A 13,594-nucleotide genomic window follows, 5' to 3' on the forward strand; every position below is an offset into this window, starting at 1 on the left:
GACCCCATCTTTTTTTACCATAAATCGGTCAAACCTTTGTTAGCTATGGGTTTTAACGGGGTTGTCACCCCGTCAGGGAAGTAACCTTGCAAATTCTGATGGGATGTATGCAGAGTCAGGAACAGGATTTGATCGCATCTGGGGCGGTGTGTGATGTTTGGTCTCCCTATGATGCGTTTGATGCTGCACAGACGATGCTGGGAGTTTTAAAGCAATCAAAAGCTCAAAAGGATGAGTAATGTGGAACGATTTTCTTTTGTATCTGTTAATAATGCTTTAGGGGAAATTGGACTCGGGCTGAAAATGTACCGTTGATTTTGGGTCAGGTGAATTTCTTTATGGAGTTCGATGTTTGTTTTTATCGATCGCAATTGGCGTTTAATATTAGTCCTCCTTGACTGGTTTAACTGGTTCCGAGGCTCTGCCTGGGAACCCATATCACTCTTGCTCTGCCTCGGCTGGAGAAATCGAACGGACATGATATGACCAATGACTAATGACTAATGACTAATGACTACTGACTAATGACTACTGACCAATGACTAATGACTACTGACTAATGACCAATGACTAATGACTAATGACTAAGTTATGCCAAGCCCCGAAGTGGCACGCGCTGCTTCTGCAAAACCTCTGAGTACAGCTTTTCTAGCTCAGTAATATTCTGACTGAGAGTGTACCGCTCGATCGCCCGTTGGCGTGCTTTTTGGCCAAGCAGCATTCCAAACTCAGGATGATCGCAAAACAGCGGCAGCAAAGTTTGTAACTGACTCCGCACCCGCTGAGTGTTCAAAACTATCCCCGCCCCTTCCTCCAAGGCTTCGCCGTCAGCACCGGCATCCGTTGCCAAACAAGCTAAACCGCAGGCCATCGCTTCCAGCAGCGACAGCGACAGTCCCTCCACCAAAGAAGGCAAAATAAATACATCTGCACCACGCAGAATTTCGATCCGGCGCTCCTCCTCGGCGACAAATCCGAGCCACACAATGCCCTCCTCTTCGCCGTAGGACAGTTGCAGCGACGCAGCTAAGGGCCCGTCTCCCACGATGGCCAATACGTTACCAGGCTCAAAATTACAGTGTTTCCAAGCCTTCAGTAGAGCCTCAACATTTTTCTCCGGCGCAATCCTGCCTTGGTAGACAAAAAGTCGATCGGCCTTTAACTCCGACTTCAACCCCGAAGGCCCAGGAGAATACTTCGTCGCGTCTACGCCATTGGGAATCACAGCTACCCGTTCTTCCGGCACTCCCAACTTCACCAAAATATCTCGCTGAATGTAAGAAAATACGATCGTCGAGTCGTAGTGAGCCAAAAACGGAGCATACAGTTGATACATCAGGTGTTGAGTTCCCGATGTCAAATTCCGCAATTTGCGATCGAACGGCGGGTGAAAAGTCGCCACCAAAGGCAAATTCAATTCTTGACAAATTTCCGGCAGCAGAAAGTCTAGAGGCGAAAGCGTCAGGGAAGCGTGAACAACATCGGGTTTCAGCCTCCGCAAAGATTTCATCAACACGGTGCGGGATTTGAGAGTCGGAATCGTATAAATTTGCGATTTGTAGTGACAGGGTAAAGAAACTTCATTGCAACTCGCCGGCGAGAGCGAATTGGTAAATGAAGTTTGAGCAATGGAAGCTCCCCGTTTCCCATTTGCCATGCTCCACGCTGTATTGTTCCTGTCCAGCGGGCCGGCTTCTTGGGCAAAGTGCAGGAAACTTACCTGGTATCCCCGGTCTAACAGTGCGTTGGTGACTTCCCTGGAGTAAGTGACGTTACCGCAAAAAGGTGATTTTTTTCCTAGCCAAGCGATGTGCATTCGAGTAAATCAGAGTTTGTTATTTTTTAGATTCGATCGACTTTGCTATTAGTGCTACGGAAAATATACCAGGTTAAGACACCGCCAGCGATCGCCAATCCAGCCAAAGCCAAAAACACAGCGGGTAAACCCAGAAATGTTTCCGCTACTCCCGCCAAAGCTAATGGTAAACTCAAAGCGATATTAGTGGCATTATTTTGCAGCCCGAAGACTTTTCCCCGCATTTCTTCTGGGGTTTCTGATTGAATTGTCGTCTGCATCGGCACTCCTACCAATGAGGCAAATAAACCCAACAGGGTAATAAAAAGCACCGAGATCCACAAATGGTGTGTAAATGCAGAAAGGCCCAGCAGAGCAAGTGCCATCCCAACCGATCCGATTAAACTCAGTTGGGAATGAGAAAATTTGTGACCGAGATAGCCGACAGTTGTTGCCCCAACAGCCATCCCCACACCCACCGCAGCCAGCAAAAAGCCAAATTGCGACGCTTTCATACCGGGCAGCATTTCTGCCAGCCGCACCGCTAGAACTGCCAAGGCTGCAAAAATGGAAAATAGAATAATTAGTTGAATTAAAGCATTGCGGACTTTCGGTTGATCGTTGATGTAACGCAGACCGTCTTTTAAATCTGCTAGGGGATGTGGCGGTTCGTGTTCGGGTTCGTTTTTTTCGCCTGTTTTCATCAACAGCAACAGCACTCCGGCGAAGGCGTAACTTCCGCCTACTACTATTTCTTTGCCGATGCCGATTCCGCCGCCGAGGTTGGTGAATAGGGTGTCGGCTAAAGCTAGTAAGGGTTCTCCGACGGCAAAGCCAATAATCACCGAACCCATCATGGTGGTGGTGTAGAGGGAGTTTGCCGATAGCAGGTGGCGGCGTTCCACAATTAGCGGAATCACTGACTGTTCTGCTGGGGCGAAAAATTGAGTTAGGGTCGAAACTAGGAATGTTACTAGCAGCAGCAAGCAGAATCCCAGGGGTAGTTTACCGATTTCAAAACCGTCTGAGAGCCACAGCAGCAGGGGTAATGCTAGTACGAAGCCTCCCCGCAGCAGGTTTGTGGCTACGAGCACGGCTTTTTTCGGCCACCGATCGACATACACGCCTGCAGCGGCACCGAACAGCACTGCGGGTATGGTAAAGGCGATCATGATTGCTGATACCCATCTGCTGATGCTTTGATCTGGCGCTTGAAACCGGCTGGCTACGAGGGCGATCGTCAGTACGAGATAAACTTTATCTGCTAGTTGGGAGAATATTTGTCCGCTCCACAGTGCTAGAAAATTGCGGTTTTTGATGACTGGCAAAAATCCTGTTTGTGTTTCGGGAGTTTCGGTAAATGTTTCGGATATTTCTGCTGCTGGCTCTGCTTTTGGCTGCGGGGGGATTGCTGCGGGTGGTTGGCCGTTACTTTTGCTCGCGTCTGTTTCTGGATTTGTCGGATATTTATCCATTTCTGTGTGTTGGGCGTTGCTCCATTGTCGATCGGCCAAAACAGGCTCCGACTGAAAATCTGGACAATTTTCTCGTTCTTCCATCTTGTGGTTGGTCGCAGCTAAAATAGATGTTCTCAAATCAGAATCGGACAGTCGCATCATAGGATTGGGGGGTGGCTCGCTGGGGATGGTTCAGGGTTGGGGATGTGAAGTTCAAATTGAGTTTTTTAGCTCCTAAATTTAATAATTTATAACTTGATCTATTATCTAATGTTGCGAGAATGTTGGAAATTTACCTGAAATTGCTGACAGGTTCGGATATCCGCCGGCTCGGGGTGCTGTACGATCGCCCGTTCACTTCTTTAACCTAAAATTTAAAACTCAAAATTCTCTAAGTAAGTGTCGATCGAGCTTCCCGATCGAATCGTGCAACCTAAATGATACTGGGCATACTGTCGCAAAATATTTTCGACAGATACCCAAGCTGCGCGATCGGCAATCCCCTCTTCTAGTTCTGCACTACCCAACTGTTGCAGCGCTGCTAATTCCTTAGCATTTATATGGAAGTTTGTCAAGTGTTTGCTGTCGCTCGTTGGCCGGGAACGGGAAGCGACTCTGTAGGAGCTGCCAATTTCAGAGGATAGTTCAGCTTCTAAGTTAGCTAATTCTGGCAAGCTAAAGGTTCCCCCAGAGGGTATACTAAAGCCGGTTTGCCAGTTCGGATCGCTGAAATTGGGGGCGATCGGTTGTCTGGTGGTGCCGCAGACTTGGACTTGGGGCGCGAGCCCGGCTAGGGCGAGCAAGTGAAAAATACCTTGGGCGAGGTGGGCGATGAGGACGGCGGCGGATTGGATTTCTGTGCGATCGGACAAACGCTCCAAACGGCTCAAGTGTTCGCCCAGCAAAAAGAAGAGGTCTTCTTGGGGCTCGTCGGAAAGGGCGCTGGCGATCGCCAATTCGGCCAGATATTGCGCGGCTGCGAGTTTTCCCAAGTTGCGGCTCAAACCCGGATAGGATTCGACGGTGGACGCTTGGGTAATTTTGTCGAGCGATCGGCCTTTAGCAATTAGCAATTCGTTGACGACAAATAACTCGCTTCTACCGCCAATGCTCGATCGCTGTTTGCGAACACCGGGCGCTACAGCTCGAATTAAGCCGAATTCCCGCGTCAAAACTGTCAGCAGGCGATCGGATTCGCCGATGGGCGCACTCTTAAGATTGATTCCAGTTGCTTTGTAAGTTCGATTCACTCGATTTTAGATTTTAGATTTTAGAATTACTACAATACCAAATCCAGGTCTGGGTTCCCCTTTATGAACCAGTCGGCAAGCGGCCGACAAAACTTTGACTCGCTCAGCAGTTTCAACCGCCCCCTCCTAACGCGGATGACTAACTAATGACTGATAACTGATGACTAATAACTAATAACTAATAACTAAATGATAATTAATAGGCGGTAATATCTATAGCAATCATTGCAGGATTCGCAAAATTTGTAGGTAGTGCTAAGAGTGCCGACCCCCAAGGATCGCAGCTTTTTGCGAGGGGAAGAACCCTACAATAAATTATACAAATGATGCGAGGCTTGCTATAACGAACCGCGAAGGCGCTAAGAACGCGAAGTCAGAGAAAGAAGAAGATGTACGTCCTTACTACCCTTGGGGAACGGCTTCGCCGCCGATCGCACTACAAGCGTCTTCGCGGTTCGATCGTTCCGATGCTACTGAATTCGATCTAACTACTAACTACTGACTACTAACTACTGACTAATGACTACTGACTAATGACTACTGACTACTAACTATTGCCTAATTTATCGCGCTGGCGGATTAATTCCGGGCCGCGAGAAGTCCCCAAACGAGTAGCACCAGCTACTACCAAATCTAAAGCTTGTTCGTGAGTCCGAATTCCCCCAGCCGCTTTAATCCCAATCCGTCCCTTCGTAACTTCGTTCAGCAGTCGCACATCGTCAACTGTCGCCGCGCCAAAAAAGCCAGTGTTGGTTTTTATATAAGCAACACCAGCTTCCATACAAATTTCAGCAGCTAATTGTTTTTCGGCATCGGAAAGCAGCGAACTTTCGATAATTGCTTTGATAGTTTTTCCGGTTTGTTCGCAAATTTCGGCTAATTCCCGGTGGAATTCGTCGATTCTGCCAGCTTTCAATAATCCTAAGTTAACAGAGACATCTAACTCTACGGCTCCATTATCTGCGGCTTCTAGAGCTTCGTAAAGTTTTACCGTTGAAGTCGAAGCACCAGTGGGAAAACCGATAACAGTGCAGACTTTGGGCTTTTTGCCGTGCAGCAATTGAACTGCTTGTCGGACGTAGGCGGGATACACGCACACTGTCGCAAACCCAAATCTCTCTGCTTGTTGGCAACAGTTTTCTACTTGATCTGGCGTCGCAGTCGGATCGATCAGGCCGTAGTCGATCAAGGGGGCAATATCGATGTCTGCCTGGTTTCGAGCCATTGTTGTTTATCCGAAGTAACTGCTTCCTTATTATAGGAGACAAGCTGAAAACCCTGTGACTTCAGTCCAGGGATGAAAGGTCACGGGAGACTTTAGTCTCAAGCGTCAGACTCCTGTTTCATCATTGTAAACTTTTTTGACTTACCAAACCATCTTATGTCAAACGATATAAGATAAAAGCGGGAGGTAAAGCCATGTTAGTTTTTGAGTTTAAATCTTACGGCAAGCAGAATCAGTACAACGCAGTAGATGAAGCAATTCGTACCGCTCAATTCATTCGTAATAGCTGTTTGCGCTATTGGATGGATAATAAAAAAGTGAGTCGGCACGACTTGAATAAATACTGCGCTGTACTTGCGGCTACGTTCCCTTTTGCCTCGGAACTAAACTCAATGGCTCGACAATCGAGCGCAGAACGAGCATGGTCTGCTATTTCCAGATTTTACGACAATTGCCAGAAAAAGATTCCCGGTAAAAAAGGGTATCCACAATTCCAGAAAGACTGTCGTTCGGTAGAGTACAAAACGTCTGGATGGAAACTAGCTGAAGATCGGAAATCAATCAATTTTACCGACAAAAAAGGGATTGGGCGATTAAAGCTCAAAGGCACACGCGACTTGCACTTCTACCAAATCAATCAAATCAAAAGGGTAAGATTGGTTAAACGGGCTTCGGGCGTGTACGTCCAATTCTGTGTAGATGTTGACAGAAGGGAAAACATAGAACCGAATGGCACTACAATCGGATTAGACGTGGGATTAAAAGAATATTACACCGACTCGAACGGAACTACGGTGGAAAATCCGAGGTTTTTGAGAAAAGGTGAGAAAGTTCTTAAACGCGCTCAACGTCGCGTATCCAGAAAGGTTAAAGGTTCAAAAAACAGGGGCAAAGCTAGGCAGATTCTAGGCAAGCGCCACCTCAAAATAAGTAGACAGCGCTCATACCATGCAATAAAACTTGCAAGGTGCGTAATCTCGTCAAACGATGTAGTCGTCTACGAAGATTTGAGGATCAAAAACATGGCGAAGAATCATTGCTTAGCTAAGTCTATTAACGATGCTTCTTGGTATCAATTCCGTGTTTGGCTTGAATACTTCGGAAAAGTATTTGAGCGCGTGACGGTGGCGGTAAATCCGCAATATACCAGCCAAGAATGCTCGCGTCTGCGGTGTAATTGTCAAGAAAACGCTATCCACAAGAACGCACATTTGTAAGTGCGGTTGTGTTTTAGATCGTGACGAAAATGCAGCTAGAAACATCCTAAGTCGAGGATTAGGTACGGTAGGGCATACCGGAACCTTTGGTCTTGAGCCAAATAACGCTTTAGGAGAGTTGACCTCTACTGTTGTTGGAGAAATCCTACCTCAGCAAGTCGGCTCATAGATTAAAGAATCTCCGCGCGTTCACGCCGGAGAGTGTCAAGTAGCGAATTGATTCATTTTGTACTTGACTCCGAGCCTGATTGAGCATAAATACTCAATTTGCTGCTCGTAAAAACTCTGGCGGAAATTGGTTGATACATTTATTCCCTAAAAATATATTTTTGTATCTGCCTTTAGATACATTTTTAATCTTTCTTTAGGTATACTTTGTTAAATGGAGTTGCAGTAGAGCCTGCGTCAGCCACGCCGTCTGGATGAGCCCGATCGCAGTCACTGTTTTTACTCTGAGTAGTGCTTTAAAAACATAACAGCCAGTGCTAAGCATGAATCATTTAGAACTCGAACAAGAAATTGGGAAGATGGCTAGGGCGATGATGACTCGCAATAGCTTAATTGGTAAAGATTTGATTGCCGATCTCAGAGAGCGGCTTTCTGTTGAAAGTGTCGCTGCTTTGATGATTGTCAGTATTGAACGTTTGATTTGGTCTGACTGCGAGTCGGTGATCTGGAGTTTGACTTATTTGATTCCTGCTGACGTGATGGAAGAAATTCGCCGAATTACGGCGCTGATAGTTTGTCAGCGGTTGATGGGCAAGGGTTTTGTCCTGGGGAAGGATTTTAGTATTGATGCTGTTGGCAGGTTGTTGTTGAGCGAGACTGCTCAAACAGCGGTTGTGCTTGCTTGAATTTGGCAAGCAGAGGTTGGAGCCACCAGCACTGTGGAATTTTCACTATTTCTGTAACTGCTTTCCCTAATTCGCGATGCGGTAATAGTTGCTTGACTCGCGCAGATTTCTGATTCGCAGCAGCTCCAACCAGCGATGAGTGTGGTTAGCTAAAAGAGCTTTTCGTCTTGGGAAAGTAGTTAGTTTCGATCGCAAATAGTTGAGGTTGTTACGGGCGGTTTGTACGGGCGATCGCCCTGTATCAAAATTTTCCAAGTTTTAGTGGAATTACAGTTTAACTCCGCAGATTGTTTGTGTAAAATCATCCCTAAGATAGATGCAAATATTATGAACTTAATCCAAAACTTGGAAGCTGCTTGGTATTATCATTTGGGCTCGCGCCTCCTCGAAGCTAACGATCGCGATGGTGCTCTGGCTAACTTTAACAGAGCTTTGAAGTTGCAATCGGATCATTATCAGGCTTGGTTCGGGCGAGGCATGGCTTTGGGCAACTTAGAACGGCACTTAGAGGCCTTGAAAAGTTTTGATGAGGCTTTGGCGCTGCAGCCGAATGCGAGTTTTGGCTGGCACAACCGAGCTATTGCTTTAGGAAAGTTGGGCCGCCCTTGGGAGGCACTCAACAGTTTTGACAGGGCTCTGGAGTTCAACCCCTGTTCGGCGAGTATTTGGCACAACCGAGGATTGACGCTGATCGATATGGGGCTTTTCCATAAGGCTGTTCTGAGTTTCGATCGCTCTTTAAGTTTGGAGCCAGAGGTTGCTGGGGCGTGGTACAACCGAGGTAATGCTTTGTTGGAACTCAAGCTTTACTATCAGGCGCTCAACAGTTTCGATCGCGCGATCGAGTTTAACCCAGACGATGCGAATGCTTGGTACAATCGCGGTCTAGCTGCTAACTCAATGGGACTTTACAAACAAGCAGTGGCTAGTTTTAGCCGATCGATCGCTCTGAAACCAAGCGGAACTGAAGCTGTGGGCGAACGGAGAGTCGCTTTAGCGAAATTAGTCGGTTTCAATCATAAAAATAGTAAGTTCACTCCCACATCAGAGTGTGGTTTTGAGGATTATTTGATTTGGTACAACCGGGGTGTGGAATTAGCGCGAAAAGGCTCCTACTCGGAGGCAATTGCTTGTTACGAAACAGTCTTAGAAATTAATCCTGATTTTGCTAATGCTTTTTACAATAAAGCTTGTTGTTATGCTCTACTGGGATTTGTTGATTTAGCCCTTGACAATTTGCAGCGGGCTGTGGAGTTTATCCCTAATTTATACCGAGAACTAGCTTTGGCTGATTCGGATTTAAGCTGCATTTGGAAACAAGAACGTTTTGCAGCGCTGATCCGAGGTTAGTTTTAAATAAAAAATAGCTCGCCGGTGGGGCGAGCTTTTGTGGCCGGGCGACGGAAATTCGATCGCCCACAAAGAGTTTTTTGGCCATCTCGATCTAACGTACAGAAACTTTGATGGAGGGCTTGACTGGCCTTTTGGCAACTACTAGCACTTTGTAAATGCCGGATTCGGGAAGTTCAGCAAAAGTTTGACCTTCGCCTTGATCTAGGAGTTGTCCCGACGGAGATTCGATCGCCACACCGAGATTTTTGCTGTTAGCACTCACCCTAATTGTCTGTCCCTGTTTTCCTGGAACTGTGAGGGGCTGGATTTGGTAGCCGGACATTTTGAGTTTGACTGTGGCTTCTTTTTCTCCGAATGCGATGGGCATTGCGCGATCGGGCCTGTAAATCCACTTGGCGTTAAAGTCGCGTCCGATTACAAAGCTGCTGGTTTCACCTTTCGGGGTGACTCGCAGGCGGTAGATTCCCGAGTCTGGTAACTGGCCGATCCACTGATTGTCGCTTTTTTCAATAACTCCCAGATTCTCCCCGTTGGGGCTGTAGAGTTCGGCTGTCAGTTGTCCCGCCCACAGCGAGAGTGTGAGTTCTCGTCCTTTGATACCTTCAAAAATATAGGTGGTTGGTTGGTTGATGGTGGCTCGAATTTGTGAGGTTGACATTCGCTCGATCGGCTCTATCTTCGCAACTGAGTCAGATGTAGCTGGCATGGGATCGATCGGTTCTACGTTGGCAACAAAGGTAGAAGTAGCGGGTTGGTTAACGGTTTCTGTAATTTCCGAGGCGGCCATCCGATCGCCCGGTGCAATTTTTGGGGCTACAGGGCTGGCAAATACTGATTTTGCCGTCATCATTAGTAGCATTCCAGTCAGTAAAATTAGTTTTTTCATGTCACGCTTGCCAGGGGTAATCAGTTGTATATGTTTACTTGTGTGGTGCTGTTTGCACCGGATTAAATTTGCCGATCGCGCGATCGGCGTCATCAGCATAGAGGATACAGCTAAATATTTCGTAATTTCACAAAAATTCGCGGTAGCAGATGGCCCTGCCGAAGCTAAATAGTAGCCTTGGTCGATCGGACATTTCCACCATATTCCCTACCCATAATATCATCGGATCGTCCTAGTAATTTGGTCAATAAAAATTCAAGCTTTTGCCCAAAAACTTGCTAAAAAAATGCCAACAACCAAAAAAACGCGGTGTCTGGGTTCAAAGAGAGGCTTTGCTACCAGAAAACTGCCCTTCACCCAGCGGGGGTTACAGCCTCTACTGTTAACTGCTGCGAGGGCGATCGGCTTCTAGAGCTTGCACAGTGCGCCTTACCCTATTGGTAGCGCACCTTAACCCTATTACCCAATCAATAACCTCAAACAACAGAATTTGCTTGTCATATTATGTCCAGTTCCACTCCTCATAATGTTAACAGTTAACGATTAACGGTTAACGGTTAACAGTCAACAGTCAACAGTGAGTTTACTATTCCGATGAAGAGAGGATTTGATATCATATCATGTCCGGTCGATTACTATCATAAACACGGTTTGTAATGCGGACTAAAGTCCGCTTTCATGTTGCGAAGTTTAGTCCACACTAAGAACCTTAAGTGCGTGTAGCGCGAGCTAAAAACTAGAATTTGCAAGGCATGGAAAGCCGCAATATTTAACACAAACGCAACGAATTATATAAACCCGCTCTCTGCCACCGGAGGTTTACTCCCACTACGAATTAGAGAGGATGTTGAGGTAAGCTTGCACTGTATTGGACAATCCCATTTCTAGCGCTTCCGCAATTAAAGCGTGACCGATAGATACTTCTAGGATATTAGGAATTGAGCAAAATGTAGCTAAATTTTGCAAATTTAAATCGTGTCCGGCATTCACTCCCAAACCTACTGATTGAGCTGCTTTAGCTGCTAAGGCATATTGTGGCAAAACAGATTCTACTTTACCTTCACGAAAAGCAGTTGCATAGGGTTCCGTGTACAGTTCTACGCGATCGGCTCCAACTTCTTTTGCTAGGGGCATGAGAGCAGGATCTGCATCCATAAACAAGCTGACTCTGATGCCGTTATTTTTTAATTTTTCAATAATTGGTAAAAGCCGAGATCGATTTTCGGGAATATTCCAGCCACTATCGGATGTCAGCACGTCGGGAGCGTCCGGCACCAAGGTACACTGAGCGGGTTTGACATCGCAAACTATATCCATAAATGGCGGCTGAAACGGATTTCCTTCGATATTGAACTCGACAGTTAGCATTTTGGCTAAGTCGTAAACATCGGCAGCTTTGATGTGCCTTTCGTCGGGGCGGGGATGGACTGTAACGCCGTGGGCTCCGGCGGCAATTACTGTTTTTGCGGCTTCGGTAACGCTGGGAATGCCGATGTTTCGAGAGTTTCTGAGGAGGGCGATTCTGTTGATGTTGACGCTGAGTTTTGTCATGGGATTGGAAGTTGCGGATGTTTGTTGATTTTTAATTTTAACCGCTGATGAACGCTAATGAACGCTGATTTTTTTTCCGGCTGTTAATTGGGTTGATTTGGATGGTTTTGCATCAGCTTTTCCGCAAGCGGTAAGGTTTCGGCAAAAATCGCCTCTGCTGTTTGGTGTTTTGCTGCTAAATCTTCTAGATTGGTAATGCAGAAAAGCGGTGCGGTGCGATCGACTATTTGGGACGGAAAATCTCGGCTAAAATATTTGAGTTGAAAGTCGTATCTGTGGGGACGATAAATCATGCCCAACAGTTCGACTAAGGGTAGAAGCGTCCAATTGTGATAGTTGCCGATCGCCTCTACTATGTGTCCGCGATAAATCTCTTTTTTTACCAGAGGTTGCAGCAAATTAAAACGATTTTTTATTTCGTTGAAGCGAATTTGCATTTGGGCAAAATGCTGGTTTGTATCCAAATGAGCGGGTACAATTAGATTGGCTTTGTCAAAGGCGATCGGGACTTTTCCATGTCTCTCGATTTCGAGAAATTCGTTGCGGCTGCTGCGCCGGAAAACGGCAAAATCAATTAGCAAGAATTGCGGGGTTTCTTTTAGCCGCCAGAAGCACTGCGATTGACCGTGCCAAGCGGGTTCGGTAACTCGATATTTGAGTTCGATTTCGCTAATTTGTGCGAGGGCTTTTTCGACAATTTCAAAGGTTTCTTCGACGCAGTTATCTGCAACGACAACTGCAATGTCGATGTCTGACCATTCGTCGGTGTATCCGTGGGCTGCTGAACCTCCTTGCCACAAAGCTAAAACAAAATCTAAAGGTTGTAGGGTGGAAACAATCTTTTCGAGAATGATTTGTCTCATGGAATTAAGCTATACTGTTGGTTTTCCCCGGGTTCCACAAGTTTAGCAAATATCGCGGGTTGAGATTGCTGTGGCATAGTTGTGCTAGACATTGCTAATGTGTCCGATTGTGTGCTGCGGAAAATTATAGGGGAAGCTGCAAGCGAGAGTGGCAATTTTTGGGAAAGTACGATCGCCCGCTGCGAGAAAATCAGTCTTAAGTTATCGCTCATCAGAAACTTGCCCGCTGTCCGGTAACATGAGAAAGGATTAATTTTTAACAGCGCGGCATGGCTACTATTTGGGAACTTGACTTTTACAGCCGTCCAATTATAGACGAGCGAGGAAAAAAGAAATGGGAAGTGTTGATTTGCGAAAGCCCGCTGAATGTAAGCGACAAGGCAGAATCTCTGTTTCGCTACTCGCAATTTTGCCCGAGTACAACGGTGAATTCCCTGTGGCTGGCTGGCGCGATTAAAGATGCGATCGCCTCTGCACCGAAACGCCCCGAAAAAATCCGCTTTTTCCGCCGCCAAATGGCGAACATGATTACCAAAGCCTGTGAGGAGTTGGACATTCCCGCAGCCTCCAGCCGCCGCACCCTCGCCCTCAGCCTGTGGCTGGAAGAACGGATGCAAAACGTTTATCCCGCCGAACCGGGCTATCAAGCCGCTCCCAACCCGAGCGTTCAATTTGTACCCGAAACGCCCGTGGCGCTGCCGGACGCTTTAATCGGCGAAAAATGGGCGTTTGTGAGTTTGCCGATCGCAGCTTTTGATGAAATGTCCGAGTGGGATATCGGATTTGGCGAAGCTTTCGGGCTACCGATGACAAAGCTGCCGCCTGAAACGCAAATTCCAGGGCTGATCGTCTATTCGTCGAGAGCAACAGCTTTGGCTGGTTGGATGTCGGGTTTGGAGTTGGCTTTTATCAAATTTGAGACTGGCCCGCCAGCTAGGCTGGTGTTAGATACAGGAGCTAACGATCGCTGGATTTTAGCTAATCTTAGAGACGCAGCCATTGAGAGAGAAGCAAAAGGATTTGAAGCGGCGAAAAAACAAGCAAGAAAAGTACATTTTTTAGCAATTCAGTCGAATCCACAATCGGAATCCTTCGCCGGATTTTGGCTGCTGCACGAACTAAGTATTTAGTCAGTGGTTAGTG

Annotated in this window: 15 protein-coding genes and 1 pseudogene; 7 read left to right on the forward strand and 9 right to left on the reverse strand. The window is 46.7% G+C overall.

The features are described 5' to 3' along the window. The first annotated feature begins 86 nt into the window (after positions 1-86). Positions 87-239, forward strand: coding sequence for a hypothetical protein (locus QUA97_RS19980; RefSeq protein WP_333195641.1), 153 nt, complete (start codon positions 87-89; stop codon positions 237-239). Positions 240-589: 350 nt separating this feature from the next. On the opposite strand, the gene QUA97_RS19985 is transcribed toward QUA97_RS19980, so the two are convergent. The 4 genes from QUA97_RS19985 to deoC form a co-directional block, all read right to left on the reverse strand. Further along, complete coding sequence (locus QUA97_RS19985) at positions 590-1,816, reverse strand: glycosyltransferase family 4 protein (protein ID WP_194066477.1); 1,227 nt, start codon at positions 1,814-1,816, stop codon at positions 590-592. Positions 1,817-1,842: 26 nt separating this feature from the next. Continuing rightward, entirely contained in the window at positions 1,843-3,414 is a 1,572-nt protein-coding gene (locus tag QUA97_RS19990; protein ID WP_194066478.1) for an MFS transporter, read from the reverse strand. 212 nt (positions 3,415-3,626) lie between these two features. Further along, positions 3,627-4,502 (reverse strand): DNA repair protein RecO, encoded by an 876-nt coding sequence (gene recO, locus QUA97_RS19995; RefSeq protein ID WP_194066479.1) that lies wholly within the window; start codon positions 4,500-4,502, stop codon positions 3,627-3,629. Positions 4,503-5,049: 547 nt separating this feature from the next. Then, complete coding sequence (gene deoC / locus QUA97_RS20000; RefSeq protein WP_194008469.1) at positions 5,050-5,727, reverse strand: deoxyribose-phosphate aldolase; 678 nt, start codon at positions 5,725-5,727, stop codon at positions 5,050-5,052. Between the two features lie 194 nt (positions 5,728-5,921). Here deoC and QUA97_RS20005 point away from each other — a divergent pair. Continuing rightward, a pseudogene (locus QUA97_RS20005) lies at positions 5,922-7,113 on the forward strand (RNA-guided endonuclease InsQ/TnpB family protein). A gap of 322 nt (positions 7,114-7,435) precedes the next feature. After that, positions 7,436-7,798 (forward strand): hypothetical protein, encoded by a 363-nt coding sequence (locus QUA97_RS20010; RefSeq protein ID WP_194066480.1) that lies wholly within the window; start codon positions 7,436-7,438, stop codon positions 7,796-7,798. Between the two features lie 66 nt (positions 7,799-7,864). Here QUA97_RS20010 and QUA97_RS20015 read toward each other — a convergent pair whose 3' ends face one another. Continuing rightward, the gene (locus QUA97_RS20015; RefSeq protein ID WP_194066481.1) at positions 7,865-8,053 is read right to left on the reverse strand and encodes a hypothetical protein; all 189 of its coding nucleotides are present in this window, start codon (positions 8,051-8,053) and stop codon (positions 7,865-7,867) included. 72 nt (positions 8,054-8,125) lie between these two features. Here QUA97_RS20015 and QUA97_RS20020 point away from each other — a divergent pair, with 72 nt between their 5' ends. Next, positions 8,126-9,148: a tetratricopeptide repeat protein gene (locus QUA97_RS20020; protein ID WP_194066482.1), complete on the forward strand. Its 1,023-nt coding sequence runs from the start codon at positions 8,126-8,128 to the stop codon at positions 9,146-9,148. A gap of 94 nt (positions 9,149-9,242) precedes the next feature. Here QUA97_RS20020 and QUA97_RS20025 read toward each other — a convergent pair whose 3' ends face one another. Next, positions 9,243-10,037 (reverse strand): hypothetical protein, encoded by a 795-nt coding sequence (locus QUA97_RS20025; RefSeq protein WP_333195642.1) that lies wholly within the window; start codon positions 10,035-10,037, stop codon positions 9,243-9,245. On the opposite strand from QUA97_RS20025, the gene QUA97_RS20030 reads away from it, so the two are divergent. Beyond that, positions 10,036-10,209 carry a hypothetical protein gene (locus QUA97_RS20030; protein WP_194066484.1) on the forward strand — a complete coding sequence of 58 codons (174 nt, stop codon included), beginning with the start codon at positions 10,036-10,038 and terminating at the stop codon, positions 10,207-10,209. The genes QUA97_RS20025 and QUA97_RS20030 overlap by 2 nt on opposite strands. Positions 10,210-10,323: 114 nt before the next feature. Continuing rightward, complete coding sequence (locus QUA97_RS20035; protein ID WP_255515814.1) at positions 10,324-10,449, forward strand: hypothetical protein; 126 nt, start codon at positions 10,324-10,326, stop codon at positions 10,447-10,449. 416 nt (positions 10,450-10,865) lie between these two features. Here QUA97_RS20035 and QUA97_RS20040 read toward each other — a convergent pair whose 3' ends face one another. The 3 genes from QUA97_RS20040 to QUA97_RS20050 all read right to left on the reverse strand — a co-directional run bounded on the left by QUA97_RS20040 (position 10,866) and on the right by QUA97_RS20050 (position 12,663). After that, positions 10,866-11,588, reverse strand: a complete 723-nt coding sequence (locus QUA97_RS20040; protein WP_194066485.1) for a pyridoxine 5'-phosphate synthase — start codon at positions 11,586-11,588, stop codon at positions 10,866-10,868. 83 nt (positions 11,589-11,671) lie between these two features. Further along, positions 11,672-12,451: a nucleotidyltransferase domain-containing protein gene (locus QUA97_RS20045; protein ID WP_333195643.1), complete on the reverse strand. Its 780-nt coding sequence runs from the start codon at positions 12,449-12,451 to the stop codon at positions 11,672-11,674. After that, positions 12,448-12,663 carry a hypothetical protein gene (locus QUA97_RS20050; RefSeq protein ID WP_194066487.1) on the reverse strand — a complete coding sequence of 72 codons (216 nt, stop codon included), beginning with the start codon at positions 12,661-12,663 and terminating at the stop codon, positions 12,448-12,450. Before QUA97_RS20050 ends, QUA97_RS20045 begins: the two co-directional genes overlap by 4 nt. A 57-nt stretch (positions 12,664-12,720) precedes the next feature. Here QUA97_RS20050 and QUA97_RS20055 point away from each other — a divergent pair, with 57 nt between their 5' ends. After that, a complete protein-coding gene (locus QUA97_RS20055) occupies positions 12,721-13,581 on the forward strand; it encodes a Tab2/Atab2 family RNA-binding protein (RefSeq protein ID WP_194066488.1) in 861 nt (286 codons plus the stop codon). Positions 13,582-13,594 lie beyond the last annotated feature (13 nt).

Source organism: Microcoleus sp. CZ3-B2 (assembly GCF_036705055.1).
Classification (GTDB): Bacteria; Cyanobacteriota; Cyanobacteriia; order Cyanobacteriales; family Microcoleaceae; genus Microcoleus.